Origin of the sequence: Pseudomonas sp. BN417, assembly GCF_029871205.1 — a bacterium.
Classification (GTDB): domain Bacteria; phylum Pseudomonadota; class Gammaproteobacteria; order Pseudomonadales; family Pseudomonadaceae; genus Metapseudomonas.
This window is the reverse complement of record NZ_SSOJ01000161.1, coordinates 42,851-67,403: the sequence shown is the minus strand read 5'-3', so window position 1 is coordinate 67,403 and position 24,553 is coordinate 42,851. Positions and strand designations below refer to the sequence as shown.

General features: G+C 67.5%; 27 protein-coding genes and 1 riboswitch. Of the genes, 12 read left to right on the top strand and 15 right to left on the bottom strand.

What is annotated here, in order from left to right; all coding sequences use genetic code 11:
• The first annotated feature begins 94 nt into the window (after positions 1 to 94).
• Together E8F11_RS30210 and E8F11_RS26850 are read left to right on the top strand one after the other, a co-directional pair.
• Positions 95 to 352: a hypothetical protein gene (locus E8F11_RS30210; protein WP_348529794.1), complete on the top strand. Its 258-nt coding sequence runs from the start codon at positions 95 to 97 to the stop codon at positions 350 to 352.
• On the top strand, positions 349 to 966 hold the full coding sequence (locus E8F11_RS26850; RefSeq protein ID WP_348529793.1) for an outer membrane protein transport protein: 618 nt from the start codon (positions 349 to 351) through the stop codon (positions 964 to 966). The genes E8F11_RS30210 and E8F11_RS26850 overlap by 4 nt, the downstream gene beginning before the upstream one ends.
• A 64-nt stretch (positions 967 to 1,030) precedes the next feature.
• Here E8F11_RS26850 and E8F11_RS26845 read toward each other — a convergent pair whose 3' ends face one another.
• Together E8F11_RS26845 and E8F11_RS26840 are read right to left on the bottom strand one after the other, a co-directional pair.
• Positions 1,031 to 2,035, bottom strand: a complete 1,005-nt coding sequence (locus E8F11_RS26845) for an Ldh family oxidoreductase (RefSeq protein ID WP_280291959.1) — start codon at positions 2,033 to 2,035, stop codon at positions 1,031 to 1,033.
• Between the two features lie 103 nt (positions 2,036 to 2,138).
• On the bottom strand, positions 2,139 to 3,038 hold the full coding sequence (locus tag E8F11_RS26840) for a phosphatase PAP2 family protein (RefSeq protein WP_280291958.1): 900 nt from the start codon (positions 3,036 to 3,038) through the stop codon (positions 2,139 to 2,141).
• Positions 3,039 to 3,230: 192 nt separating this feature from the next.
• Here E8F11_RS26840 and E8F11_RS26835 point away from each other — a divergent pair, with 192 nt between their 5' ends.
• The gene (locus tag E8F11_RS26835; protein ID WP_280291957.1) at positions 3,231 to 6,500 is read left to right on the top strand and encodes a carboxyl transferase domain-containing protein; all 3,270 of its coding nucleotides are present in this window, start codon (positions 3,231 to 3,233) and stop codon (positions 6,498 to 6,500) included.
• 97 nt (positions 6,501 to 6,597) lie between these two features.
• The gene (gene dxs / locus E8F11_RS26830; RefSeq protein WP_280291956.1) at positions 6,598 to 8,493 is read left to right on the top strand and encodes a 1-deoxy-D-xylulose-5-phosphate synthase; all 1,896 of its coding nucleotides are present in this window, start codon (positions 6,598 to 6,600) and stop codon (positions 8,491 to 8,493) included.
• Between the two features lie 111 nt (positions 8,494 to 8,604).
• Here dxs and E8F11_RS26825 read toward each other — a convergent pair whose 3' ends face one another.
• The 12 genes from E8F11_RS26825 to nrdR all read right to left on the bottom strand — a co-directional run bounded on the left by E8F11_RS26825 (position 8,605) and on the right by nrdR (position 17,563).
• Complete coding sequence (locus E8F11_RS26825) at positions 8,605 to 9,402, bottom strand: cobalamin-binding protein (protein WP_280291955.1); 798 nt, start codon at positions 9,400 to 9,402, stop codon at positions 8,605 to 8,607.
• Entirely contained in the window at positions 9,402 to 9,821 is a 420-nt protein-coding gene (locus tag E8F11_RS26820; RefSeq protein ID WP_280291954.1) for an MFS transporter, read from the bottom strand. The genes E8F11_RS26825 and E8F11_RS26820 overlap by 1 nt, the downstream gene beginning before the upstream one ends.
• Complete coding sequence (gene ribA / locus E8F11_RS26815) at positions 9,818 to 10,432, bottom strand: GTP cyclohydrolase II (protein ID WP_280291953.1); 615 nt, start codon at positions 10,430 to 10,432, stop codon at positions 9,818 to 9,820. The genes E8F11_RS26820 and ribA overlap by 4 nt, the downstream gene beginning before the upstream one ends.
• Before the next feature lie 109 nt (positions 10,433 to 10,541).
• Positions 10,542 to 11,195 carry a TIGR02281 family clan AA aspartic protease gene (locus E8F11_RS26810; RefSeq protein ID WP_280291952.1) on the bottom strand — a complete coding sequence of 218 codons (654 nt, stop codon included), beginning with the start codon at positions 11,193 to 11,195 and terminating at the stop codon, positions 10,542 to 10,544.
• Between the two features lie 85 nt (positions 11,196 to 11,280).
• The gene (locus tag E8F11_RS26805; protein ID WP_280291951.1) at positions 11,281 to 11,781 is read right to left on the bottom strand and encodes a phosphatidylglycerophosphatase A; all 501 of its coding nucleotides are present in this window, start codon (positions 11,779 to 11,781) and stop codon (positions 11,281 to 11,283) included.
• Positions 11,774 to 12,742, bottom strand: coding sequence for a thiamine-phosphate kinase (gene thiL, locus E8F11_RS26800; RefSeq protein ID WP_280291964.1), 969 nt, complete (start codon positions 12,740 to 12,742; stop codon positions 11,774 to 11,776). Before thiL ends, E8F11_RS26805 begins: the two co-directional genes overlap by 8 nt.
• A 13-nt stretch (positions 12,743 to 12,755) precedes the next feature.
• Positions 12,756 to 13,229 (bottom strand): transcription antitermination factor NusB, encoded by a 474-nt coding sequence (nusB, locus tag E8F11_RS26795; protein ID WP_280291950.1) that lies wholly within the window; start codon positions 13,227 to 13,229, stop codon positions 12,756 to 12,758.
• Positions 13,226 to 13,702, bottom strand: coding sequence for a 6,7-dimethyl-8-ribityllumazine synthase (gene ribE / locus E8F11_RS26790; RefSeq protein ID WP_016490611.1), 477 nt, complete (start codon positions 13,700 to 13,702; stop codon positions 13,226 to 13,228). The genes nusB and ribE overlap by 4 nt, the downstream gene beginning before the upstream one ends.
• Before the next feature lie 61 nt (positions 13,703 to 13,763).
• On the bottom strand, positions 13,764 to 14,858 hold the full coding sequence (gene ribBA, locus E8F11_RS26785; RefSeq protein ID WP_280291949.1) for a bifunctional 3,4-dihydroxy-2-butanone-4-phosphate synthase/GTP cyclohydrolase II: 1,095 nt from the start codon (positions 14,856 to 14,858) through the stop codon (positions 13,764 to 13,766).
• Between the two features lie 17 nt (positions 14,859 to 14,875).
• A complete protein-coding gene (locus tag E8F11_RS26780; RefSeq protein WP_280291948.1) occupies positions 14,876 to 15,538 on the bottom strand; it encodes a riboflavin synthase in 663 nt (220 codons plus the stop codon).
• A 219-nt stretch (positions 15,539 to 15,757) separates the two neighbouring features.
• A riboswitch (FMN riboswitch) is annotated at positions 15,758 to 15,904 on the bottom strand.
• A 91-nt stretch (positions 15,905 to 15,995) separates the two neighbouring features.
• Complete coding sequence (gene ribD, locus E8F11_RS26775; protein ID WP_280291947.1) at positions 15,996 to 17,099, bottom strand: bifunctional diaminohydroxyphosphoribosylaminopyrimidine deaminase/5-amino-6-(5-phosphoribosylamino)uracil reductase RibD; 1,104 nt, start codon at positions 17,097 to 17,099, stop codon at positions 15,996 to 15,998.
• Positions 17,099 to 17,563, bottom strand: a complete 465-nt coding sequence (gene nrdR / locus E8F11_RS26770; protein ID WP_280291946.1) for a transcriptional regulator NrdR — start codon at positions 17,561 to 17,563, stop codon at positions 17,099 to 17,101. Before nrdR ends, ribD begins: the two co-directional genes overlap by 1 nt.
• Before the next feature lie 112 nt (positions 17,564 to 17,675).
• On the opposite strand from nrdR, the gene E8F11_RS26765 reads away from it, so the two are divergent.
• From E8F11_RS26765 to trxA, 3 genes are all read left to right on the top strand, one after another.
• The gene (locus E8F11_RS26765) at positions 17,676 to 18,101 is read left to right on the top strand and encodes a YbaY family lipoprotein (protein WP_280291945.1); all 426 of its coding nucleotides are present in this window, start codon (positions 17,676 to 17,678) and stop codon (positions 18,099 to 18,101) included.
• The gene (locus E8F11_RS26760) at positions 18,098 to 18,751 is read left to right on the top strand and encodes a 50S ribosomal protein L11 methyltransferase (RefSeq protein ID WP_280291944.1); all 654 of its coding nucleotides are present in this window, start codon (positions 18,098 to 18,100) and stop codon (positions 18,749 to 18,751) included. Before E8F11_RS26765 ends, E8F11_RS26760 begins: the two co-directional genes overlap by 4 nt.
• A gap of 250 nt (positions 18,752 to 19,001) precedes the next feature.
• Positions 19,002 to 19,871, top strand: a complete 870-nt coding sequence (gene trxA, locus E8F11_RS26755) for a thioredoxin (protein ID WP_280291943.1) — start codon at positions 19,002 to 19,004, stop codon at positions 19,869 to 19,871.
• A gap of 31 nt (positions 19,872 to 19,902) precedes the next feature.
• Here trxA and E8F11_RS26750 read toward each other — a convergent pair whose 3' ends face one another.
• Positions 19,903 to 20,250, bottom strand: a complete 348-nt coding sequence (locus E8F11_RS26750) for a hypothetical protein (RefSeq protein WP_280291942.1) — start codon at positions 20,248 to 20,250, stop codon at positions 19,903 to 19,905.
• Between the two features lie 105 nt (positions 20,251 to 20,355).
• Here E8F11_RS26750 and E8F11_RS26745 point away from each other — a divergent pair, with 105 nt between their 5' ends.
• The 5 genes from E8F11_RS26745 to E8F11_RS26725 all read left to right on the top strand — a co-directional run bounded on the left by E8F11_RS26745 (position 20,356) and on the right by E8F11_RS26725 (position 24,301).
• The gene (locus E8F11_RS26745) at positions 20,356 to 20,925 is read left to right on the top strand and encodes a DUF2796 domain-containing protein (protein ID WP_280291941.1); all 570 of its coding nucleotides are present in this window, start codon (positions 20,356 to 20,358) and stop codon (positions 20,923 to 20,925) included.
• Between the two features lie 40 nt (positions 20,926 to 20,965).
• Entirely contained in the window at positions 20,966 to 21,673 is a 708-nt protein-coding gene (locus E8F11_RS26740; protein WP_280291940.1) for an ABC transporter ATP-binding protein, read from the top strand.
• A gap of 1 nt (position 21,674) precedes the next feature.
• The gene (locus tag E8F11_RS26735; RefSeq protein ID WP_280291939.1) at positions 21,675 to 22,937 is read left to right on the top strand and encodes an ABC transporter permease; all 1,263 of its coding nucleotides are present in this window, start codon (positions 21,675 to 21,677) and stop codon (positions 22,935 to 22,937) included.
• Positions 22,938 to 22,944: 7 nt separating this feature from the next.
• Positions 22,945 to 23,463 carry a DUF3299 domain-containing protein gene (locus E8F11_RS26730; protein WP_280291938.1) on the top strand — a complete coding sequence of 173 codons (519 nt, stop codon included), beginning with the start codon at positions 22,945 to 22,947 and terminating at the stop codon, positions 23,461 to 23,463.
• Between the two features lie 166 nt (positions 23,464 to 23,629).
• A complete protein-coding gene (locus E8F11_RS26725; RefSeq protein ID WP_280291937.1) occupies positions 23,630 to 24,301 on the top strand; it encodes an OmpW family outer membrane protein in 672 nt (223 codons plus the stop codon).
• The last annotated feature ends 252 nt before the right edge of the window (positions 24,302 to 24,553 follow it).

Genomic DNA, 24,553 nt, shown 5'->3' with positions numbered 1-24,553 from the left:
GAACGCCATATTCAGCCCGTCGAAGTGGCCCAACCGCAGTGCCATCGGCAGCCTTGCCCTGCTGCTGCAATCGCCGGCCATGGCCGGTGGCCTGATGCTTTATGAAATCGGCACCGACAACGTTGGCCTGGCCAACGCTGGCGCTGCCGCCCGCGCCCAAGGCCCCAGCACCCTGGCCAGCAATGTCGCCGGCCTGGTATACCTGCCGGGTACGCAGATCACAGCGGGCGCCCAGATGCTGCACGGCAACCTGGAGTTTTCACAGGATGCCGGCAGCAACATCCCGGGCGGGGACAGCGGCAACGCCATGGAGTGGGCCCCAGGCGGCAGCCGGGTACTCGCATCGGGGTGAGCTACACCAGCGAAATCGACCTCGACTTCGAGGACAGTCTGAACCCTGAAGGCCTGGACCGCGGCGTTTCCACCCTGCTCGCCAATCGTGGCGTACTCGGCGCGAACACCCAACTCGACATGCAGGTTCCGCAGACCCTGACGGTCAGCCTCTACCATGCCCTGAATCCTGATTGGGCATTCTTGGCCAGCGTCGGTTGGCAGGATTGGTCGACCTTCGGCGAAATCGGTGTGCAACTGGATACCAGCGATCCTCGCGAAACCACCCTGGATGCGAACTACCGCGACACCTGGCACCTGTCCCTAGGCACCCAATACCAGGCCACCCCGCTATTGCTGTTGAACTTCGGCGCAGCCTACGACAGCTCGCCGGTCAGCGACCACAACCGCACCCTGACGGTGCCGATGAGCGAAAACTGGCGCCTGGGCACCGGTGTGACTTATGCCTTGGACAAGCAGACTTCCTTCAACCTGAGCTACGAGATGGTATGGATGGGTGACATGCCGATCACCCAGGAAAAGGCTTTTCCGCCGAACGAACCGAAGCGTGTCTCCGGAGAGTTCGAAGACGCCTGGATTCAGGCCCTGAGTGGCAGCATGACCTGGCGTTTCTGAGCGACAACAGTCGCCGCCACACAAAGGCGTTGCCCGCCTCTGAGCGGCGGTACCAACAACGTCGTCAGGCCAGCAGCGCCTGAATCTCCGCATACAACGCCTCGGGAATTCTCACCCCCTTCACTGCACTGCGCGCCCGCGCTTCGTAGCGACGCTGCGATGGCAGCCGAGCCCCCTGCCCGAGCATGCCCTCGAACACCGCCTCTGCCCGCTGCAAATGCTGATCGGCTTCGGCACCGAGAATGCGCCGCGGATCGATGGCGATGATCAGTTCGCCGCCGTAGGGCGATGACTTGCTGCCCTCATCGAAAGCCAGGGACTCGACACTGGTCAGGTCGCCGATCATGGGGCCGGCGATCAGCTCCACCATGGCCGCCAGGGCCGAGCCCTTGTGGCCGCCGAAGGTGAGCATGGCGCCATTGAGCGCGGTGAGCGGGTCGGTGGTGGGCTGGCCGTCCTGGTCGATGCCCCATCCCAGGGGAATTGGCTTGCCGGCGCGGCGATGCAGGTCGATTTCGCCGCGGGCGGCAGCGCTGGTGGCGAAGTCGAAGATGAACGGCGGCTTGCCCGGACGCGGCCAGCCGAAGGCGATGGGGTTGGTGCCGAACAGCGGCTTGATCCCGCCTGCCGGCGCGACCCAGGCGTGGCTGGGGGTGAAGGCCAGGGCTACCAGGCCCTGTTCGGTGAGGGGTTCGATCTCCGGCCAGAGCGCGGAGAAGTGCACGCAGCGGTTGATCGCAAGGATGGCGATGCCCTGGCTACGGGCCTTTTCCACCAGCAGCGGCAGGCCGGCCCGGAAGGCGCACTGGGCGAAGGCGCCGTGGGCATCGACGCGCACTACCGAAGGTGCAGTATCGAAAACCTCGGGCTCGGCGGCCGGCGAAACCTTGCCGGCCTTCAGCGTGCCGATGCATCCGGGCAGACGGTACACCCCGTGGGAAGCGCAGCCATCGCGCTCGCCGGCCACTATGGTGGCGGCCACCGCCTGCACATGGGGCTCGCTGAAGCCATGGCGACGCAGCACCGACTCCACCAGCTCGCGGACTTCTTCCAGGGTCATGTGGATCATGGGGCATCTCTCCTCTATAGCCAGCCGCTACAGTGGCCCGTATGCCCCGTTCCCGCTTGGTCCTATTCCCCGCACCCGATGCCGAATTCGGCACAACCCCGCTTCAGGCAGCCGTGCCGACCAGCGCTTCGGGTTCCGCCTTGCGCTGCATCGCCAGCAGCCGCAGCCGCACCAGCAGCCAAGGCATCGCCAGCGCCACGAACAGCCCCATGACCAGCCCGCGCAGGCCCTGCCAGAGTTGCGGGTCCAGCGGCCAGGCGGCGCCGGCCAGCTTCAGCGACTTCTGCAACAGGATGAAAGCCACGGCGCCGATGGCCGCCGCCAGCAGGCGGCGCCAGGTGGCGACCTCGGCGGAGAACGGCAACTGCCGGAAGCCGAACAGCACCCCGGCCATCAGCCCCGCCAGCAGCGGCACATAGCTCGGCGCCGCCCCCGGCCAGGTCAGCCAGGCGAGCAGGAACACCAGCAGGAGCAGCCCCTGGTGCCAGGCGCCGTGGGCGCCGGCCCACCAGCGCCAGTGGCGCACCTGGGAAAACGCCAGCAGGGTGGCGATGCCCAGCAGCGAGCCGCCCAGCACGTCTTCCACATCGTGGGCGCCGAGGTAGAGGCGGCTGAAGATGATCCCCGTCACCACCACGCCACTGACCACCCAGGCCCAGGCGCGGCGCAGCTCGAAGGCCAGCCAGAACCAGATGACCACGGCGATCTGCGCATGGCCGCTGGGCAGGCCGAAGCTGTCGCCCACTTCATGGTCCATGCGCAGTGCGATGTCCGGCCGCGGGTCCTGCCAGTAATCCTTGAGCCAGGCGTTGAGCAGCGCGGTGACGGCCACCAGCACCAGCAGGCGCAGGAATATGCCACGGTTCCAGGCCCAGTAGCCCAGGGGCAGGAAGAACAGGATGAACTTCTCGTAGCCCAGCAGGGTGAAGAAGCGCATCAGCGGGGTCAGTCCCTCGCTGCGCAGGGGCAGCACCCAGTCCAGGCTGTGCAGCAGTTCATTCATGGCAAGTCCTTGTGATGGCAGAGGCGCCACAGATACTGCAGCGCGCAGGGGGCGACAAGGGCCGATTCGGACATTCCGTGTCACCGGATCATCAACCGCCCTGAGTGGTGGGTATTCGTCACGGCACAGTTGGCTGCGGTGGCCAGCCTGCACTGCCTAAGATCGCTGGATCCCACGCCAAGGACCTCCGCCGTGAACAGAGCCATCCAGTCCCTGCTGATCGCCAACCGTGGCGAGATCGCCATCCGCATCGCCCGCGCTGCCGCCGAACTGGGCATCCTGAGCGTCGCGGTGTACGCCGAGGACGACGGCGATTCCCTGCACCTGCGCAAGGCCGACCGCGCGGTGGCGCTGAAAGGTCGTGGCGCAGCGGCCTACCTGGACGCCGCGCAATTGGTGGAAATCGCCCGCCAGCACGGCTGCGACGCGGTGCACCCCGGCTATGGCTTCCTCAGCGAGAACGCCGATTTCGCGCGGCAATGCGAGGCGGCCGGCATCCGTTTCGTTGGCCCTTCCGCCGAGGCCCTGGAACTGTTCGGCGACAAGGCCCGCGCCCGCGAACTGGCGGCCCGTTGCGGCCTGCCCCTGGCCGACGGCAGTAACAGCGCCACGAGCCTGGACGAAGCCCGTGCCCTGCTGGAGGGTGGCCCCATCATGCTCAAGGCGCTGGCCGGCGGCGGCGGTCGCGGCATGCGCGCGGTGCGCGAGGCGGCGGAGCTGGAACGGGCCTTCGAGCGCTGCCAGTCCGAGGCGCGCGCGGCCTTCGGCAGCGGCGAGCTCTATGTCGAACGCCTGATCGAGAATGCCCGGCATATCGAAGTCCAGGTGCTGGGCGACGGCGAGCGGGTGACCCACCTCTGGGAGCGCGACTGCAGCCTGCAGCGCCGCCACCAGAAGGTGATCGAGATCGCCCCGGCGCCCGAGCTGGACGCCAGCCTGCGACGGCGCATCCTCGACGCCGCGCTGACCCTGGCTGCCGCCGTCGGCTACCGCGGCCTCGGCACCTTCGAGTTCCTGGTGGATGCCGCGCGCGGTGACTTCGTGTTCATGGAGGCCAACCCACGCATCCAGGTGGAGCACTGCATCACCGAGGCGGTGACCGGCGTCGACCTGGTGCAAGCGCAGCTGCGCCTGGCCATGGGCGCCAGGCTGGCCGACCTGGGCCTGCTGGAGCCCGTCGCCCCGCGTGGTTTCGCCGTGCAATTGCGGATCAACCTGGAAAGCATGCAGGCCGACGGCAGCGCTCGCCCCGCTGGCGGCCGGATCAGCGCCTACGAGCCGCCCAGCGGGCCGGGTATCCGGGTCGACGGCTACGGCTATGCCGGCTACCAGACCAGCCCCAGCTACGACTCTCTGCTGGCCAAACTGATCGTCCAGGGCGACGACCTGCCCGCCGCCCTGCGTCGAGCCTACCGGGCCCTCTGCGAATTCCGCCTGGAAGGGGTGGCAAGCAACATCCATTTCCTGCAGAACCTGCTGCGCCGGCCGGAACTGGCGCAGGGCGTGGACACCCGCTTCATCGAACGGGAGATCGGCGAACTGCTGGCGGCCCAGCAGGCGGCCCATCCGCATCTGTTCGTCAGTGGCGCGACCGGCGCCGGCACGGAGCTGACCGGCCAGGTGGAAGCGCCGGCCGGCTGCATACCCCTGAACGCCCCCAGCCAGGGCGTGCTGGTGAGCCTCGACGTGCAGGTGGGCGATGCCGTCGCCGCCGGCCAGCCGGTTGCGGTGCTGGAGGCGATGAAGATGGAATTCGTGGTCAAGGCCAGCCAGGGCGGCATCGTCCGTGCGCTGGCCGTGGCCCCGGGTGGCAGCCTTTTCGAAGGCGCGCCCTTGCTGTTCCTGGAGCCGGCCGAGGTGGCCGGCGATGCCGTGCAGACCGAAGAAAGCCTCGATCTCGGGCATATCCGCGCCGATCTCGCCGAAGTGCTGGAACGCCACGCCATCACCACGGATGCGCGCCGCCCACAGGCGGTGGCCAGGCGGCGCAAGACCGGCCAACGCACCACCCGCGAGAACCTCGACGACCTGCTGGATGCCGGCAGTTTCATCGAATACGGCGCCCTTGCCCTGGCGGCCCAGCGCCGGCGCCGCTCGCTGGAAGAGCTGATCGAGCAGAGCCCGGCGGATGGCCTGGTGGCTGGCCTCGGCACGGTGAACGCCACGCAGTTCGGCAACGAGGCCGCGCGCTGCATGGCCATCGCCTACGACTACACGGTGTTCGCCGGCACCCAGGGGGTGATGAACCACAAGAAGACTGACCGCATGCTCGGCCTCGCCGAACAATGGCGCCTGCCCCTCGTGCTGTTCGCCGAGGGCGGCGGCGGCCGGCCGGGCGACTCGGACTTCGTCGGCGTGGCCGGGCTGGACTGCCACACCTTCGTCGGCATGGCCCGGCTCTCCGGTCTGGTGCCGCTGGTGGGGGTGGTGTCCGGCCGCTGCTTCGCCGGCAACGCCGCGCTGCTCGGTTGCTGCGACGTGATCATCGCCACCCGCAACGCCAGCATCGGCATGGCCGGCCCGGCCATGATCGAAGGCGGCGGCCTGGGCAGCTTCGCGCCGGAAGAAGTGGGCCCGACCAGCGTCCAGGGCCCCAATGGAGTGATCGACGTGCTGGTGGAGGACGAAGCCGAGGCCGTGCGGGTGGCGAAGCAGTACCTGTCCTATTTCCAGGGCGCCCTGGGCGACTGGCAATGCGCCGACCAACGCGAGCTGCGCCATGCCATCCCGGAGAACCGCCTGCGGGTCTACGACATCCGCGCGCTGATCGAGATTCTGGCCGACCAGGGTTCGGTGCTGGAACTGCGGCGGCAATTCGCCCCTGGCCTGGCCACCGCCTTCATCCGCATCGAAGGCAAGCCCTTCGGCCTGCTGGCCAACAACCCCATGCACTTGGGTGGCGCCATAGGCGCCCAGGCCGGCGACAAGGCGGCGCGCTTCATGCAGCTGTGCGACGCCTTCGACATTCCCATGCTCTCGCTCTGCGACACCCCCGGCTTCATGGTCGGTCCCGAGTCGGAGAAGCAGGCCACGGTGCGCCACGTCTCGCGCATGTTCGTCGCCGCCGCCAGCCTCTCGGTGCCCTTCTTCACCGTGGTGCTGCGCAAAGGCTACGGCCTGGGCGCCCAGGCCATGGCGGCGGGCAGCTTCCATTCGCCGCTGTTCACCATCGCCTGGCCCAGCGGCGAGTTCGGCGCCATGGGTCTGGAGGGCGCGGTGCGCCTGGGTTACGCCAAGGAGCTGGCCGCCGTGGAAGACCTGGCAGAACGCGAGAAGCTGTTCCAGAAGATGGTCGACAAGGCCTACCAGAACGGCAAGGCGATCAATATGGCCAGCTTCCTGGAGATAGATGCCGTGATCGACCCGCAGGAAACCCGCTCCTGGCTGCTGCGTGGACTGAACGCAGCGCCCACGGCCGCTGCGAGGGAGGGCAAGAAGCGGGGCTTCGTGGATACCTGGTAAAAGCGAGCAGCCAAGAGCTTGGCGCTTATGGCTTGAAGCTTGCCGCTGTTTTTTTAGGTAAACTGCGCCATCTTTTTTACCTATAACGATTCGCCTGATGCCCACGACGTTCCACGAGATTCCCCGCGAACGCCCTGTCACGCCCCTGCTCGACCGCGCGGCGACGCCGGATGAGCTGCGCCGGCTCGGCGAGGCGGAGCTGGAAACCCTGGCCGACGAACTGCGCCAGTACCTCCTCTACACGGTCGGCCAGACCGGCGGGCACTTCGGTGCCGGCCTCGGCGTGGTGGAACTCACCATCGCCCTGCACTACGTCTACGACACGCCGGACGACCGGCTGGTCTGGGACGTGGGTCACCAGGCGTACCCGCACAAGATCCTCACTGGCCGCCGCGAGCAGATGGGCACCCTGCGCCAGAAGGACGGCATCGCCGCCTTCCCGCGTCGTGTGGAAAGCGCGTACGACACCTTCGGCGTCGGCCACTCCAGCACCTCCATCAGCGCCGCCTTGGGGATGGCCATCGCCGCGCGCATGCAGGGCTCGAATCGCAAGTCCATCGCCGTGATCGGCGACGGCGCGCTGACCGCCGGCATGGCCTTCGAGGCACTCAACCATGCTTCGGACGTGCAGGCCGACATGCTGGTGATCCTCAACGACAACGACATGTCGATCTCGCACAATGTCGGCGGCCTGTCCAACTACCTGGCGAAGATCCTCTCCAGCCGCACCTACGCCAGCATGCGCGAAGGCAGCAAGAAGGTGCTCTCGCGCCTGCCCGGGGCCTGGGAAATCGCCCGCCGCACCGAGGAATACGCCAAGGGTATGCTGGTTCCCGGCACCCTGTTCGAGGAGCTCGGCTGGAACTATATCGGCCCCATCGACGGCCACGACCTGCCCACCCTGGTCGCCACCCTGCGCAACATGCGCGACCTCAAGGGCCCGCAGTTCCTCCATGTGGTGACCAAGAAAGGCAAGGGCTTCGCCCCGGCGGAAGTCGATCCCATCGGCTACCACGCCATCACCAAACTGGAACCGATCAACGCCCCGGCCGCACCGAAGAAGGCCTCCGGCCCGCGCTACTCGAACGTCTTCGGCCAGTGGCTGTGCGACATGGCCGGGCAGGACCCACGCCTGGTGGGCATCACCCCGGCGATGAAGGAAGGCTCCGACCTGGTGGCCTTCAGCGAACGCTTCCCGGATCGCTACTTCGACGTCGCTATCGCCGAGCAGCACGCGGTGACCCTGGCGGCGGGCATGGCCTGCGACGGCGCCAAGCCGGTGGTGGCCATCTACTCCACCTTCCTCCAGCGCGGCTACGACCAGTTGATCCATGACGTGGCGGTGCAGAACCTCGATGTGCTTTTCGCCATCGACCGCGCCGGCCTGGTGGGCGAGGACGGCCCGACCCACGCCGGCAGCTTCGACCTGTCCTTCCTGCGCTGCATCCCCGGCATGCTGGTGATGACCCCCAGCGACGAGAACGAACTGCGCCTGCTGCTGACCACCGGCCACCACTTCGAAGGCCCGGCGGCGGTGCGCTACCCGCGCGGCAGCGGGCCCAACGCGGCCATCGACCCGACCCTGGCGCCGGTGGAAATCGGCAAGGGCGTGGTACGCCGTCGCGGCGCCAAAGTCGCCCTGCTGGTGTTCGGCGTGCAACTGGCCGAGGCCCTGCAAGTGGCCGAAAGCCTGGATGCCACCGTGGTCGACATGCGCTTCGTCAAACCCCTGGACGAAGCCCTGGTGCGCGAACTGGCCGGCAGCCACGAACTGCTGGTGACAATCGAAGAAAACAGCGTGATGGGTGGCGCCGGCGCCGCCGTCAGCGAATTCCTCGCCCGCGAGAACCTGCTCAAGCCCGTGCTGCACCTGGGCCTGCCGGACTACTACGTGGAACACGCCAAGCCGGCGGAAATGCTCGCCGAATGCGGTCTGGACGCCAAGGGCATCGAGGCGTCGGTTCGTCAGCGGCTGGAGCTGCTCGGGCACTGACCCCGTAGGTTGGCGCTCAGCCCAACCTACTTGCCTCGGTCTCGTAGGATGGGTGGAGCGTAGCGATACCCATCGGCACGGGTTGATGGGTATCGCGGAGCTCCACCCATCCTACCTGGCCTGTTCAAGCAATCGGCAGAGTTTTTCGGTAGCAGCCAGCATCTGGAAACTCGGCCGCTCCAGCCCCCGGTCCGGCACGGGCCAGACCTGCCCCTTCCTTACCGCCGCCAGCTGCGGCCAGGCCTTCCAGGCGCCGGCCTGGGTCGGGTCGCTCACCAGGATCACCGCCGGGTCGCGCTGCAGCACAGCCTCTACACCTACCTGGGGCGCCGGCAGGGCGAGGTCGGCGAAGACGTTCTCCGCGCCGCAGGCACGCAGGGCATCGCTGACGATCTGCTTGCCACCGAGGGTATAGAGCGGTTTGTCCCACACCTGATAGAACACCTGCAGCGGCACCTCGCGCCTATGGCGCTGACGCAACTCGGAGAGCCCCGCCTCGAAACGCGCGGCCAGCCGGCGGCCCTGTTCGGCGCGGCCGACCCGCTCGCCTATCTGGATGAAGGACTGTGCCAGCTGCGCCAGGTCGCGCGGCTCTACCACCAGTTGCGGCACCGCGAGCTGCTTCAACTGTTCGCGCCCGGTGGCGCCGACACTGTCGGGCCAGAGCAGCACCAGGTCGGGCCTGAGGGCGAGCAGGCTTTCCGGCTGCAACTGGCCATAGAGCCCCACCGACGGCAGGCCGGCCAGCGCCGCCGGGCGTTCGCCGCCGTCGAGCACGCCCACCAGCAGGTCGCCGGCGCCGAGGTCGAGCATGGTTTCGCTGAGGGAAGGCGCCAGGCTGACCACCCGCAGCTGCGCCGCGGCGGGCAGCGCCAGGCACAGCAGCAGGAAGGCGAGCAGCCGGCGCATCAGCCGAGCTGGCGGGGAATTCGGTAGAGGTAGAGCAGCACCAGGCTGCCCAGGGCAAGAAGGATCAGCGCCACGGTGTTCAGGCCGACGAACACCGCCAGGGCGGCAATCCAGGCCGGCAGGCCCGCGGCGAGGAACGCGATGCGCCGGCGCCGGGCCAGTTCCAGCCAGGCGCCGGGTTCTTCGGCACGGCCCAGGACGGCTTCGGTAGCCACCAGCGCGCGCTTGTAGGCGGAAAACAGCGGCAGGCTGACGAACATGGAGGCCATGGCGACGATGAACAGGGGCATCTGCAGCATCGGCAGCACCGGCTCGGTATCGCCTAGCAGGTAGGTCAGCACAACGAGCGGCGCCAGGGTATAACCCACCTGGAGCCACCAGGCCAGGGCCAGCCGCCGGCGGACTTCCTTGCGGGTCACAGCTCGGCTTCCGCCTGGTGCATGTTGCCGAGCATGTGCCCGAGCTTGCCGGCCTTGGTCGCCAGGTACTTGCGGTTGTGCTTGTTCAGGCCGGTATGCAGGGGCACCCGCTCAGCCACGTTGAGGCCGTAGCTTTCCAGCGCCTTGACCTTGCGCGGGTTGTTGGTCATCAGCTTGATGGCGCGGACGCCCAGGTGCTCGAGCATCGGCTGGCACATGGCGTAGTCGCGCTGGTCGGCGCCGAAACCCAGGCGCTCGTTGGCTTCTACGGTATCGGCGCCGCCATCCTGCAGCTCGTAGGCGCGGATCTTGTTCAACAGGCCGATGCCGCGGCCTTCCTGGCGCAGGTAGAGCAGCACGCCGCAGCCGGCATCGGCGATGGCGCGCAGGGCAGCTTCGAGCTGGAAGCCGCAATCGCAACGCAGGCTGAACAGCGCGTCGCCGGTGAGGCATTCGGAGTGCAGGCGGCCCAGGACAGGTTCGCCGTTGGCAACGTCACCCAGCGTCAGGGCAACGTGCTCCTTGCCGCTGGCCTCATCGAGGAAGCCGTGCATGGTGAACACACCGAAGGGTGTGGGCAGCTGGGAGGCGGCGACGAAAACGACAGACACCGTAGGGCTCCTGGAAATTGGCAAGGCCGGCATTGTATCAGCAGGTTTAACCGGCAGGTCAGATTGAATAGTTGGGGATAAGTATCGAATGGCTCGAAGGGAGCCCGTACTAAAACTTGGACTCCAGTAGCAGTACACCTTGTTCTTCGCGCCAGCGCACCCGGTTGAGGAAGCTCATCCCCAGCAGCACGTCGACTGGCGCCTCGCCTTCGATCACCGCGCCTTCCACACCGAGCACCTCGATGCCGCCAACCTTGACCCGGTCGAAGGTCACCCGCCAGGCGTTGACCGTGCCGGCGGCGGTGCTGGCCTTCATTGGCTGGCCCTTGACCCGGTAGTCGACGCCCAGGCGGCGCGCCTGGCCCTCATTCATGGCGACACTGGTGGCGCCGGTATCCACCAGGAACTGCACCGGATGGCCGTCGATGGAGCCAGCCACCTGGAAGTGCCCGTTGTTGCCACGGGCGATGCTCATCTGCGTCTTCTGCGGTGCGCCGGAGCTACCGGCCTGGTTGTACTCGCGGGACAGGCCGTAGCTGCGTTCCACGCCGTCGACGCGCAACACCGCGCCCTTGCTGTCAGCGCTGATCACCTGCACGCCGCCGGGGCCGGTCTGGCCCACCTTCACCAGCTTGCGCTGGCCATCGACATTGAGCACCGCGGCGCCGGGAAAGAGTCCCACCACCTGCACCTGGGTCGCGTTCGCGAACACCGGGCAGAGCGCCAGCAGAAAGGCGATGGTAGACAGATCAAGGCGCAGCATGGGGGTGTCTCCAGGTCCTAGTCGAAGAAAAGACTCGCTTGCAATGAACGAAGGCGGGCTCGACCTGCCCGGGCGGCATCACGGCCTAGGCCAGGCCCCAGATGATCAGCTGCATGGCCAGCCAGGCGAAGACGCCGGCCAGCACATCGTCGAGCATGATTCCCACGCCGCCATGGACGTGGCGGTCGATCCAGCGGATCGGCCAGGGCTTGAGGATGTCCATCACGCGGAACACCAGGAAGCCCAGCAGCAGCCAGTGCCAGCCTTCCGGCACCAGCCAGAGGGTGATCCACATGCCGACCATCTCGTCCCAGACGATGCCTTCATGATCGTGCACCCGCAGGTCATCGGCCACCTTGCCGCACAGCCAGAAGCCGAACAGCATGGTCAGCCCCAGCATCAGCCAGTAGCCCCAGTCCGGCAGCATCTGCCAGAGCGGGATGAAGGGCAACGCCACCAGCGAACCCCAGGTACCCGGTGCCTTGGGCAGGGTGCCCGAGCCGAAACCGAAGGCGATGAAGTGCCAGGGATTGGTCCACACCGAGTGGGGGATGGGTTGCGGCGTGGCCGACTCGTGATCAGTCACCTTGACTCCCGAAATGTTGATAGCCCAGCGCCGGCGGTTGCAGTTCGGCGCCAGCCTTGTCCAGCAGGTGCACGCCCTGCCCCGCCTCGACCCGGCCGATCACCGCCACCTCCGGCCAGTCGGCCTGGATGCCTGCCAGTTCGCTGGCGGGCAGGGTAAAGGCCAGGCGGTAGTCATCGCCACCGGCCAGCGCACAATTGAGGGCGAATTCCCTGGGAAAGAGCCCGGCCAGGGCCGGTGACAGCGGCAACCGTGCGGCCTCCACCAGCAGCGCCACGCCAGAGGCCCTGGCGATATGGCCGCAATCGGCCAGGAGGCCGTCGGAGATATCCAGCGCCGACGTGGCCCGGCCGCGCAAGGCTTCGCCCAGGGCCAGCTGCGGTTGCGGCGCCCAGTAGCGTTGCAGCAGGTAGTGCGCATCAGGGCCGTCGTCCTTCCGCTCGCCCAGTACCAGCGGCAGGGCGCCGGCGCCATCGCCCAGGCTGCCGCCGACGCAGAGCAGGTCACCGGGGCGCGCACCGGAGCGGGTCAGCGCCTGGCCCGCGGGCAGGCGGCCGAACACGGTCAGGGTCAGGCTCAGCGGGCCGCGGGTGGTATCGCCGCCCACCAGCCCCAGCCGGCAGTCCCGCGCCATGGCGCAGAGGCCACGGGCGAAGCCGTCCAGCCAGTCGGCACGGGCGTCGGGCAAGGTCAGGGCAAGGGTGAAGGCCACGGGCGCAGCGCCCATGGCCGCCAGGTCGCTGGCGGAAACCGCCAGGGCGCGCTGGCCGAGCAGGAAGGGGTCGGCATCCTGCGGGAAGTGCACGCCGGCCACCAGGGTGTCGGTGGACACGGCCAGTTGCTCGCCGGGCGGCAGTTGCAGCAGGGCGCAATCGTCACCTATGCCAAGGGCAATGCCTTCGCCGCCCGCCGCACAGGCGGCGGAGGCGAAGAAGCGGCGGATCAGCTCGAACTCACCCACTTCAGGGCTGCGATCAGCGCTTGCCGCCACGGACTTCGGCGGCACGCAGGCGCGGCGCCAGCTTGTCCAGCACGCCGTTGACGAACTTGTGTCCGTCGGTGGCGCCGAACACCTTGGCCAGCTCGATGCCTTCGTTGATCACCACGCGGTACGGCACGTCCTGACGGTTCATCAGTTCGAAGGTGGACAGGCGCAGGATCGCCAGCTCGACCGGGTCCACTTCCTCGAGGGCACGGTCCAGGCAGGGCAGGAAGGCCGCGTCGATCTCGGTCTTCTGGCGCGGCACGCCGTGGAGGATCTCGTGGAAGTAGGCACCGTCTACCGTGCTGAAATCGTTGTCGACGCGGAACTGCGCCTCGATCTCGTTGAGCGGCTGGCCGGCGATGTGCCAGGAGTAGAGCGCCTGCATCGCCAGGCTGCGGGCCTGGCGACGGGCTGCGATCTTGCCTTTCGGTGCCTTGGGCGCCGAACCTTCTGGGTTGCTCACTTGGCCTCCAGGGCAGCCAGCAGGCTGACCATCTCCAGGGCGGACAGGGCGGCTTCGGCACCCTTGTTGCCGGCCTTGGTACCGGAACGCTCGATGGCCTGCTCGATGGAATCGACGGTCAGCACGCCGAAGGCGACCGGTACGCCGAACTCCATGGAAACCTGGGCCAGGCCCTTGGTGCACTCGCCGGCAACGTATTCGAAATGCGGGGTGCCGCCGCGAATGACCGCGCCGAGGGCGATGATGGCGGAGTACTCGCCTTGCTGGGCGACCTTCTGGGCCACCAGCGGAATTTCAAAAGCGCCGGGAGCACGGATGAGGGTGATGTCGCTTTCGCTGACACCGTGGCGGACCAGGGCGTCTACGGCGCCACTCACCAGGCTTTCCACGACGAAGCTGTTGAAACGGCCGACCACCAGGGCATAGCGGCCTTTGGGGGCGATGAAGGTACCTTCGATGGTCTTCAGGGACATGGGCGAGTTCTCGTCAATTAAAGAGCGAGGGCCCCGGCCTTGATGGTCGGAGCCCTGCGGGTCATTCAGCGGGCAGGTATTCTACAACTTCCAGGTCGAAACCGGATATCGCGTTGAACTTCATCGGCGAGCTCATCAGGCGCATCTTGCGCACCCCGAGGTCGCGGAGAATCTGCGATCCGGCACCGACGGTGCTGTAGGTGGTCGGGTTGGTGACCTTGGTTTCAGCCCCCAGCTGGCGCTCCAGATGGGCCAGCAGCTGCGGGCCGGTGAGCGGGGTGCCCAGCAGCAGCACCACGCCGCTGCCAGCCTTGGCCACCTCGGACATCGCGGCACGCAGGCTCCAGCGGCCGGCCTGGTTGACCATGAACAGGTCGCGCAGCGGGTCCATGTTGTGCACCCGCACCAGGGTCGGTTCTTCCGGGCAGATCTTGCCCAGGGTCAGCGCCATGTGCACGTCGCCTTCCACGGCGTCGCGGTAGGTCACCAGGTTGAAGTGGCCCAGTTCGCTGTCCAGCGGCTGCTCGGCGATGCGCTCGACGGTGCGCTCGTGGATCAGGCGGTAGTGGATGAGGTCGGCGATGGTGCCGATCTTGATCCCGTGCTCGGCGGCGAAGGCTTCAAGCTCAGGGCGACGGGACATGGTGCCGTCGTCGTTCATGATCTCGCAGATCACCCCGCTCGCCTCGAAGCCGGCCATGCGCGAGAGGTCGCAAGCCGCTTCGGTGTGGCCGGCGCGGGCCAGCACGCCGCCCGGCTGAGCCATCAGCGGGAAGATATGGCCGGGGCTGACGATGTCTTCGGCCTTGGCGCTCTTGGCCGCGGCCACCTGTACGGTGCGTGCGCGGTCGGCGGCGGAGATGCCGGTGGTGACGCCCTCGGCCGCCTCGATGGAGACGGTGAACTTGGTGCCGAAGCCGGAGCCGTTGCGCGGCGCCATCAGCGGCAGCTTGAGCAGCTCGCAGCGCTCGCGGGTCATGGGCATGCAGATCAGGCCACGGGCGAACTTGGCCATGAAGTTGATGTGCTCGGCCTGCACGCACTCGGAGGCCATGATCAGGTCGCCTTCGTTCTCGCGATCCTCGTCATCCATGAGGATGACCATCTTGCCCTGGCGGATGTCTTCGATCAGTTCGTCGATGCTGTTGAGAGCCATGGGCCCTCCTTATGAATTCAGTGTTTGAGGTAGCCGTGTTCGGCGAGGAAGCTTTCGGTCAGGCCGGACGCCTGGGGCTCGGCAGCCTTGTCGCCAAGCAGCAGGCGTTCCAGGTAGCGGGCCAGCAAGTCGACTTCCAGGTTGACCCGGCGTCCGGGTCGGTAGTCGGCCATGATGGTCTCGCCCAGGGTGTGCGGGACTATGGTCAGCTCGAACTCGGCGCCATTGACCGCGTTCACCGTCAGGCTGGTGCCGTCGACCGTGATCGACCCTTTCAGGGCAATGTATTTCGCCAGTTCACGCGGTGCGCGAATCCTGAATTGCACGGCACGGGCATTGTCTTCCCGCATCACCACCTCGCCGATGCCGTCGACATGGCCGCTGACCAGGTGGCCGCCCAGGCGGCTGGTGGGGGTCAGGGCCTTTTCCAGGTTGACCGGGCTGCCGGGCTTCAGGTCGTCGAAAGCGGTGCAGGCCAGGGTCTCGCGGCTGACGTCGGCCCAGAAGCCGTTGCCCGGCAGCTCCACCGCGGTGAGGCAGACGCCGTTGACCGCGATGCTGTCGCCCAGCTTGACGTCGGAGAGATCCAGCTTGCCGGTTTCCACCAGGACGCGCACGTCGCCGCCCTTGGGCGTCAGTGCGCGGATAGTGCCGATGGCTTCGATTATGCCGGTGAACATGGGACCTCCAGAACGTGCTGCGGACCGGCCGAGGCCGGCGAAAGACGCATTATAGGCGCCCGCCCTTCGTCCGCGCGCAGGCGGGCCGCCGGCGCCGGAAGGGTGTGGGCTGTTGCATGTGACATCGATGGAACTCCTGTTTCGTGAAAAACAGGGCGTATCGGATCGAAAGGGATCTGGCGGGTGCAGGCACGGACGTACCCTGGCCCAGGCAGGCAATCCCGTTCTCTCTTCATCCGGACTATTACCGTCGGCCCCGGGATCGCACCGGGTCTGCTGACCTCGTCATCAACGAGCGCTCGCGGGCTATGCGCTTTCTGCGCAATCACCGCCGGTGGGGACTTGCACCCCGCCCTGAGAACGTTTCAGCCATGCATCGAATGATGGCTGGCAGGCGTTTTATCACAGTCGTGGCGAACTTGCATCGGCTGCTCGCGCCATGCGCGCGGACGGGCACTCATGCAGTCCGGCGGGGAACGGCGATGACGCGCCAGTCGTCGCCCACGGCGCGCATCTCGACGATCTTCAGTTCCTGGGCCTCGGCCATCCGCTCAAGGGGCCAGTCCAGCAACGGACGGGCGCTGGAGCCGAGGAACTTGGCGGCGATGAAGATCTGGTACTCGTCCACCAGTCCGGCACGGGCGAAGGCGCCGGCCAGTCGCGGGCCGGCCTCGACCAGCACCTCGTTGGCGCCGCGGGAGGCCAGTTCCAGTAGCAGCCGGCGCAGGTCGATGTGGCCGTCGGCGCCGGGCAGCGCCAGCAGCTCGTGGCCCGGATACGGAGCGCTCTCCGTCACGGTCGCCACCAGCGCCGGACCGGCCTGGAAAAAGGGCGCGGAAGCGGGCACCCGCAGGCGGCCATCCACCAACACCCGCAGCGGCGGGCGGCTGACAGCCAGCGCGGTGAGTTCAGGGTCCAGGCCCAGCTCGTCCGGGCGCACGGTCAGGCGCGCGGCATCGGTGAGCACGGTATCGGCGCCGGTCAGCACCACGCTGGCGCGGGCACGCAGGCGCTGCACCGCGGCGCGGGCCTCGGGGCCGGTGATCCACTGGCTTTCACCGCTGGCCATGGCGGTGCGGCCGTCCAGGCTCATGGCCAGCTTGACCCGCACGAAGGGCAGGCCCTGCTCCATGCGTTTGATGAAGCCGGCGTTCAGCGCCCGCGCCTCGGTCTCCAGCACGCCGCTCTGCACGGCGATGCCGGCATCGGCCAGGCGCTTGAGACCGTTGCCGGCGACCTGGGGATTGGGGTCCTGCATCGCTGCCACCACGCGCCCGACACCGGCGGCCACCAGGGCATCGGCGCAGGGTGGCGTGCGGCCATGGTGACTGCAGGGTTCGAGGGTGACGTAGGCGGTGGCGCCACGGGCCAGCTCGCCGGCCTGGCGCAGGGCGTGGACCTCGGCATGCGGCTCGCCGGCGCGGACGTGCCAGCCTTCGCCCACCACCTGGCCATCGCGGACGATGACGCAGCCCACGCGCGGGTTGGGATGGGTGGAGTAGATGCCTTTGCGCGCCAGCTCCAGGGCGCGGGCCATGTGGGCCTGATCGTTGCCGGCCATCAGTCTTTCGACGGCTCGCGGGCCAGGCGCTCGATCTCCTCGCGGAACTCGTTGAGGTCCTGGAAGCGGCGGTAGACCGAGGCGAAGCGGATATAGGCGACTTCGTCGAGCTTCTGCAGTTCGGCCATCACCAGTTCGCCCAGCACCCGCGACTTCACCTCGCGCTCGCCGGTGGCACGCAGCTTGTGCTTGATATGGGCGATGGCCGCTTCCAGGCGCTCGATGCTCACCGGGCGCTTCTCCAGCGCGCGCTGCATGCCGGCACGCAGCTTGTCCTCGTCGAAGGGCTGGCGGCTGCCGTCCTGCTTGATGAGGCGGGGCATCACCAGTTCGGCGGTCTCGAAGGTGGTGAAACGCTCTTCGCAGGCCAGGCACTCGCGACGCCGGCGCACCTGGTCGCCCTCGGCGACCAACCGCGAATCTATGACCTTGGTGTCGTGGGCGCCGCAGAAGGGACAGTGCATGGCGTTCGAGGGCTATCGGCGGATAAAGGTGGACCATGGTAGCGCATCCCCGAGGCAAGACAAGCCGACGGCTTTGCGCTATAAGGCCCGCGCACAGAGATAGGAAGCCCGCATGCGCCCACTCCTCCCACTTCTCCTGGCCACCTTGCTGGCGGCCTGCGCCAGCGAGCCGCCCGCCCCGGCCAAGCCGGCCAGCGCGCCGCCCAAGGTGGAGGCGGCCACGCCCATGCATCTGCGTGAACTCAGCGGCTCGCTGCAGCTGCCGCCGGAAGGCAGCGAAGTGGAGCTGGCCCTGCTGCAGATCGACTCCCGCGGCCGCCCACAACGCCTGCTGGCCAGCCTGGTGCTGAACGGCAACGGCGGCCCGCTGCCGTTCCGCCTGCTGTTCAACCCCGAATCCTTTCCCCGTGGCGAGCGGGTGGAGCTGCGTGGCCGCGCCAGCCTGTCCGGGCGGCTGATCCTCAAGCTGCGGCCGATCCTCATCCTGCAGCCGGAAAGCCGCGCCCTGGGCCCACTGCAGATGGTGCCTGCGCCATGAAGCCCCCGCAGCAGTTGCAACAGGCCCTGAACCAGTTGCTCGGCGACGCCAGCCTCAGCGTCGAGACCCTGCCCGGCACCGATCTCAAGCTCTGGCTGATCGACGCCAGCAACATGGACCGCGCCTTCAGCCCCGAAGAAACCCGGCGCATCCTCGAAGAGCCGCCCTACTGGTGCTTCTGCTGGGCCAGCGGCCTGGCCCTGGCGCGCTGGCTGGCTTCAAGACCCGACTGGGTGGCCGGCAAGCGCGTGCTGGACTTCGGCGCAGGATCGGGCGTCGCCGCCATCGCCGCAGCCAAGGCCGGCGCCGCCGAGGTGGTGGCCTGCGACCTCGACCCGCTGGCCCTGGAAGCCTGCCGCGCCAACGCCGAGCTGAACGGGGTGCAGCTGAGTTATTCGGCGGACTTCTTCCAGGAGGAAGACCGCTTCGACCTGGTGATAGTGGCCGACGTGCTCTATGACCGCGCCAACCTGCCACTGCTCGACCACTTCCTCAGCCGCGGCCGCCAGGCCCTGGTGGCGGATTCGCGGGTCCGCGACTTCCAGCACCCGCTCTACACTCGCCTCGCGATGCTGGACGCCTGCACCTGGCCGGACCTGGCCGAGCCGGCGGAATTCCGCACTGTGAGCCTGTATCACGCGATTCGCTGAGCACAGACGGCGCCTTGGTGGGGGAAACCCTGTGGGGGCGAATTCATTCGCCAAGGAGCGCGCAGCGCTCCCCAACCAGGTATCGGATTGAATTCCCGGGGCCGGACCTTCGGCCCGGTAAGCGAATGAATTCGCCCCCACAGGCAGAGCAGGCCGTGCCATTTGAAAGTTCCGCGTTCGTGCGGGGCATATTCATCCCATGCCGGCAGCCGTATGATTCGCCCATCCATTCGCGCTTTCGAGAGCCCAGATGAGCGACATTCCCTACATCTTCGATACCACCAGCGCCGACTTCGACCAGGCGGTGATCCAGAACTCCTTCCACAAGCCCGTGCTGGTGGACTTCTGGGCAGACTGGTGCGCGCCCTGCAAGGCCCTGATGCCGCTGCTGGCACAGATCACCGAGTCCTACCAGGGCGAGCTGCTGCTGGCCAAGGTCAACTGCGACATCGAGCAGGACATCGTCATGCGCTTTGGCATCCGCAGCCTGCCCACCGTGGTGCTGTTCAAGGACGGCCAGCCAGTCGACGGTTTCGCCGGCGCCCAGCCGGAGTCGGCCATCCGCACCATGCTCGAACCCCATGTGCAGCTGCCGGCCACGCCCCAGGGCAACCTGTTGGACGCCGCCCAGGCCGCCTTCACCGAGGGCCGCATCAGCGAGGCCGAGAACCTGCTCAAGCAGCTGCTGACCGAGGACAACACCAATGCCGCCGGGCTGATCCTCTATGCCCGCTGCCTGGCCGAACGCGGTGAACTGGGCGAAGCGGAAACCGTGCTCAACGCGGTGAAGAGCGACGAACACAAACAGGCCCTGGCCGGCGCCCGCGCCCAGTTGACCTTCCTCGGCCAGGCCGCCGACCTGCCCGAAGTGGCCGACCTGAAATCGCGCCTGGCGCAGGATGCCGGCGACGACGAGGCGGTCTACCAACTGGCCATCCAGCAGCTGTCCCGCCAGCAGTACGAACCCGCGCTGGACGGCCTGCTCAAGCTCTTCGTGCGCAACCGCGGCTACGCCGAGGGCCTGCCCCACAAGACCCTGCTGCAGGTATTCGACCTGCTGGGCAACGACCACCCGCTGGTCACCACCTACCGCCGCAAGCTCTACAACGCCATCTACTAGTTTCCGTAGGAGCGAGACTCCCCATCCGGCCTCAGCCCCTCCAGATATAGACGGGCGCATCCTCCCCAGCGTCCACATGCACCTGGTCGCTGTGGCGCAGGCGCACCAGCAGGCGCTTGCCCGCCGCCATGCCGCCGGCCAGGGCCTCCAGTTCGGCCAATAGGCGCGGCCCCTCCATCTGCCCGGCCTCGCGTAACAGCTGCTGGGCGGTCTCCCAGAGCGCATCGTTTCCCCCGCCAGCGCGGGTCGGCGTCGCGGCCGGGGCCTTGGCCACCGCTTCGGGCGTCAGTCGGCTGGCCAACTGGTCCCAGTCCTCGGCGTCCATCTCGACCGTCAGATCCACCGGCCAGTCGCCGATCTGTCCTCGTATGCGCAGCATGTCCAACTCCTCCAGGAACGAATCCGCAATGCTCCCACGGCGCTGGCGGGCTTGAAACATTTGTTATAACGTAACAGCCATTTTCGCCCTTGCCGGAGACCATCCATGCGCCGCCTGCTGCTTGCCCTGCCCTTCGCCCTGCTGCCCCTGGCCGCCGTCCAGGCCGAGGAACACCACCACGACCACGACGAGCACGGCAGCCTCGGCGCCCACGAGCATGGCGTCGCGCGCCTGAACGCGGCGCTGGACGGCAAGACCCTGGAGCTGGAGCTGGAAAGCCCGGCGATGAACCTGCTGGGCTTCGAGCACGAGGCCAGGAGCGAAGCGGACAAGGCCAAGGTCGCCGCCGCCCGAGCCGAACTGGAACAGCCCCTGGCACTCTTCGCCATCCCCACTGCCGCCGGCTGCAAGGTGGCCGACCAGGAGCTTGAAAGCCCGCTGTTCGGCATCGAAGAGGAACATGGCGGGCATGCCAAGGGCCATGAACATGAGCACAGTGAGATCAATGCCCACTACCAGCTGCAGTGCGACAGCCCCGATGCGCTGAAGGTCCTGGACCTCGCCGAACTGTTCAAACGCTTCCCCGCCACCGAAAAAATTCAGGTACAACTGATCGGCCCGCAAGGCCAGCAAGGCGCGGAACTGAACGCCGCCAACGCCAGCCTGAGCTTCTAACTTCTTGCCGACCCAGCCGGGGCAACCCGGCTGTCTCCCCATGAGCCAGACACTGATCGACCTCCAGGGGCTGGGCTTCGCCTGGCCCGGCCACCCGGAACTGCTGGATATTCCCGAGTTCCGCCTGCAACGGGGCGAAAGCCTTTTCCTCAAGGGCCCCAGCGGCAGCGGCAAGACCACCCTGCTCGGCCTGCTCGGCGGCGTGCAGAAGCCCGGCCGCGGCAGCATCCGCCTGCTCGGCCAGGACCTGGCCAGCCTCTCCGCCAGTGCGCGCGACCACTTCCGCGTCGACCACACCGGTTACATCTTCCAGCAGTTCAACCTGCTGCCCTTCCTGTCGGTACGCGAGAACGTCGAGCTGCCCTGCCGCTTCTCCCGCCTGCGCGCCGATCGCGCGCGCCAGCGCCACGGCAGCGTCGATGCGGCCGCCGCCACCCTGCTGCGCCACCTGGGCCTCAAGGAGGACCTGCTGCAGCGCCGTGCCGACGCCCTGTCCATCGGCCAGCAGCAACGGGTGGCCGCCGCCCGGGCGCTGATCGGCCAGCCGGAACTGGTGATCGCCGACGAACCCACCTCGGCGCTGGACGTTGATGCCCGCGAGGCCTTCCTCGAGCTGCTCTTCGCCGAATGCCGCGAGGCTGGCGCCAGCCTGCTGTTCGTCAGCCACGACCAGAGCCTGGCCGCGCTCTTCGACCGCAGCCTGTCCCTGGCCGACCTGAACCACGCCGCGCGCCTCGAGGAAATCTGACATGCATCTGCTGCGCCTGGCCCTGGCCAGCCTCGCCAACCGCCGCTTCACCGCGCTGCTCACGGTCTTCGCCATCGCCCTCTCGGTGTGCCTGCTGCTGGCCGTCGAAAGGGTGCGCAGCGAAGCCCGCGCCAGCTTCGCCAGCACCATCAGCGGCACCGACCTGATAGTCGGCGCCCGCTCCGGCTCGGTGAACCTGCTGCTTTATTCGGTGTTCCGCATCGGCAACGCCACCAACAACATCCGCTGGGACAGCTTCGAATCCATCGCCCAGGACCGCCGGGTGAAATGGGCCATCCCCCTCTCCCTCGGCGACTCCCACCGCGGCTACCGCGTGATGGGCACCAGCGCCGCCTACTTCGAGCACTACCGTTACGGTCGCGGCCAACCGCTGCGCCTGGCCGAAGGCAAGCCGTTCGCCGACATGTTCGAGGTGGTGCTGGGCGCCGAGGTGGCCGAGGCGCTGCACTACAAGCTGGGCGACAAGCTGGTGCTGGCCCACGGCGTCAGCACCGTCAGCCTGGTGCAGCACGGCGACAAGCCCTTCAGCGTGGTCGGCATCCTGGCCCGCACCGGCACCCCGGTGGACCGCACCCTGCACATTTCCCTGGCGGGCATGGAAGCCCTGCACGTCGACTGGCAGAACGGCGTGCCCGCCCGCGGCGCCGGCAAGGTCAGCGCCGACCAGGCGCGGGCCATGGACCTGCAACCCAAGGCCATCACTGCCTTCCTGCTCGGCCTGAACAGCAAGATCGCCACCTTCGCCCTGCAACGGCAGATCAACGAATTCCGTGGCGAGCCGCTGCTGGCGATTCTCCCGGGCGTGGCCCTGCAGGAGCTCTGGAGCCTGATGGGCACGGCGGAGAAGGCGCTCTTCGTGGTCTCGCTGTTCGTCGTGCTCACCGGACTGATCGGCATGCTCACCGCCATCCTCACCAGCCTCAACGAGCGCCGCCGGGAGATGGCCATCCTCCGCTCGGTGGGTGCGCGGCCCTGGCATATCGGCAGCCTGCTGGTGCTGGAGGCCTTCGCCCTGGCCCTGGCCGGCGCGGTACTGGGTGTCGGCCTGCTGTACCTCGGCATCGGCCTCAGCCAGGGCTATGTGCAGGCCAGCTACGGCCTCTACCTGCCGCTCGCCCTGCCCAGCCCCTATGAGTGGACGCTGCTCGGCGCTATTCTGGGCGCCGCCCTGCTGATGGGCGTGGTGCCAGCCTGGCGTGCCTACCGGCAGTCACTGGCCGACGGCCTGTCCATTCGCCTGTGAGTTACCCATGAAGTCCATCCTGCTGGCCCTGCTGCTGACCCTCTCCGCCCCGCTCTGGGCCGGCGAGGTGCGTGAACTCACCTGGGCCGAGATGATCCCGCCGGACGCCCCGCCACCTGCGCCGCCAGCGCCCATCCACGATCTCTCGCAACTGTCCGACGCCCTCAACGCCGAAGCGGGTCCGGCCGCCACCCAGCAGTCGCCGGCGGCGCCCGTGGTCACGGCGCTGGACGGCCAGGAAGTGAAGCTGCCCGGCTACATAGTGCCGCTGGATGTGACCGAGGAAGGCCGCGTCACCGAGTTCCTCCTGGTGCCCTATTTCGGCGCCTGCATCCATGTGCCGCCGCCGCCGTCGAACCAGATCGTCCACGTGAAGAGCGAGCTGGGCGTGATGATGGACGCCCTTTACCAGCCCTTCTGGATCGAGGGCCCCCTGCAGGTCAAGGCCAGCAGCAGCGAGCTGGCCGAGGCCGGCTACCAGATGGATGCGAGCAAGATCTACCCCTACGAATCGCCCACCAACTGAGCCCCTGACCGAAGGAGCGAGCGCTCGCGAAGCCCCTTTTCGCGAGCAAGCTCGCTCCTACGGTAGGCGCATCCCGCCGACACATTGCTCTGGATCAAGATACGTAGCTTCCTAATTACCGAAACTGGCTCCAGCCAAACACATTAAGAACTGACTGGAGCTTCCCATGCGCAAGCATCTTCTCACCGCCTCCCTGCTCGCCCTCGCCATCGCCTCGCCCCTGGCCCAGGCCCACAAGGCCGGCGATGTGATCCTCCGTGCGGGCGCCGCCACTGTCGACCCGCACGAGGACAGCTCCAACCTGTCGATCGCCGGCGCCAAGGTGGGCGGCACCAAAGCCACCCTGGACAGCGATACCCAGTTGGGCCTGACCGGTACCTACATGCTCACCGACCACCTGGGCATCGGCCTGCTGGCTGCCACCCCCTTCAAGCATGAGGTGGGCGTCAAGGGCCTCGGTGCCCTGGACGGCAAGCTGGCCGACATCAAGCACCTGCCGCCGACCCTGACCCTGCAGTACTACCCGCTGGAGTCGAGTTCGGCATTCCAGCCCTACGTCGGTGCGGGCCTGAACTACACGCTGTTCTTCGATGAAAGCCTGACTAGCGAACGCAAGAGCCAAGGCTTCAGCAACCTGGACCTGGATGACTCCATGGGTCTGGCCTTCGAAGCCGGCATGGACTACATGCTGACCGAGAACGTGCTGCTCAACGCCGCCGTCTGGTACATCGATATCGATACCCAGGCCAGCACCGACCTGGCAGGCGTGGGCAAGGTGAAAGTGGACGTGGATGTCGACCCCTGGGTCTACATGGTCGGCGTCGGCTACAAGTTCTGAGCAAGGACATCCCCATCTCAAGGCGCCTTCGGGCGCCTTTTTCATGGACAGGTAACGCCGGGGGCGGGAACGACACCTGTAGGGGCGAATTCATTAGCTATGTCTGCGTTAAGTGTTGCTAGAGCGTCCTGAGTCGAGTTGCTTATCGAGCGGGCTGCAAGTCCCGGTTTCGCCTCCCGGCGAGTCTCTTTTTTCAGTCGTCGGAATGCCGCCCACAAAAAAGAAACCAAAAACGCTTGCCCCTGCATCCGG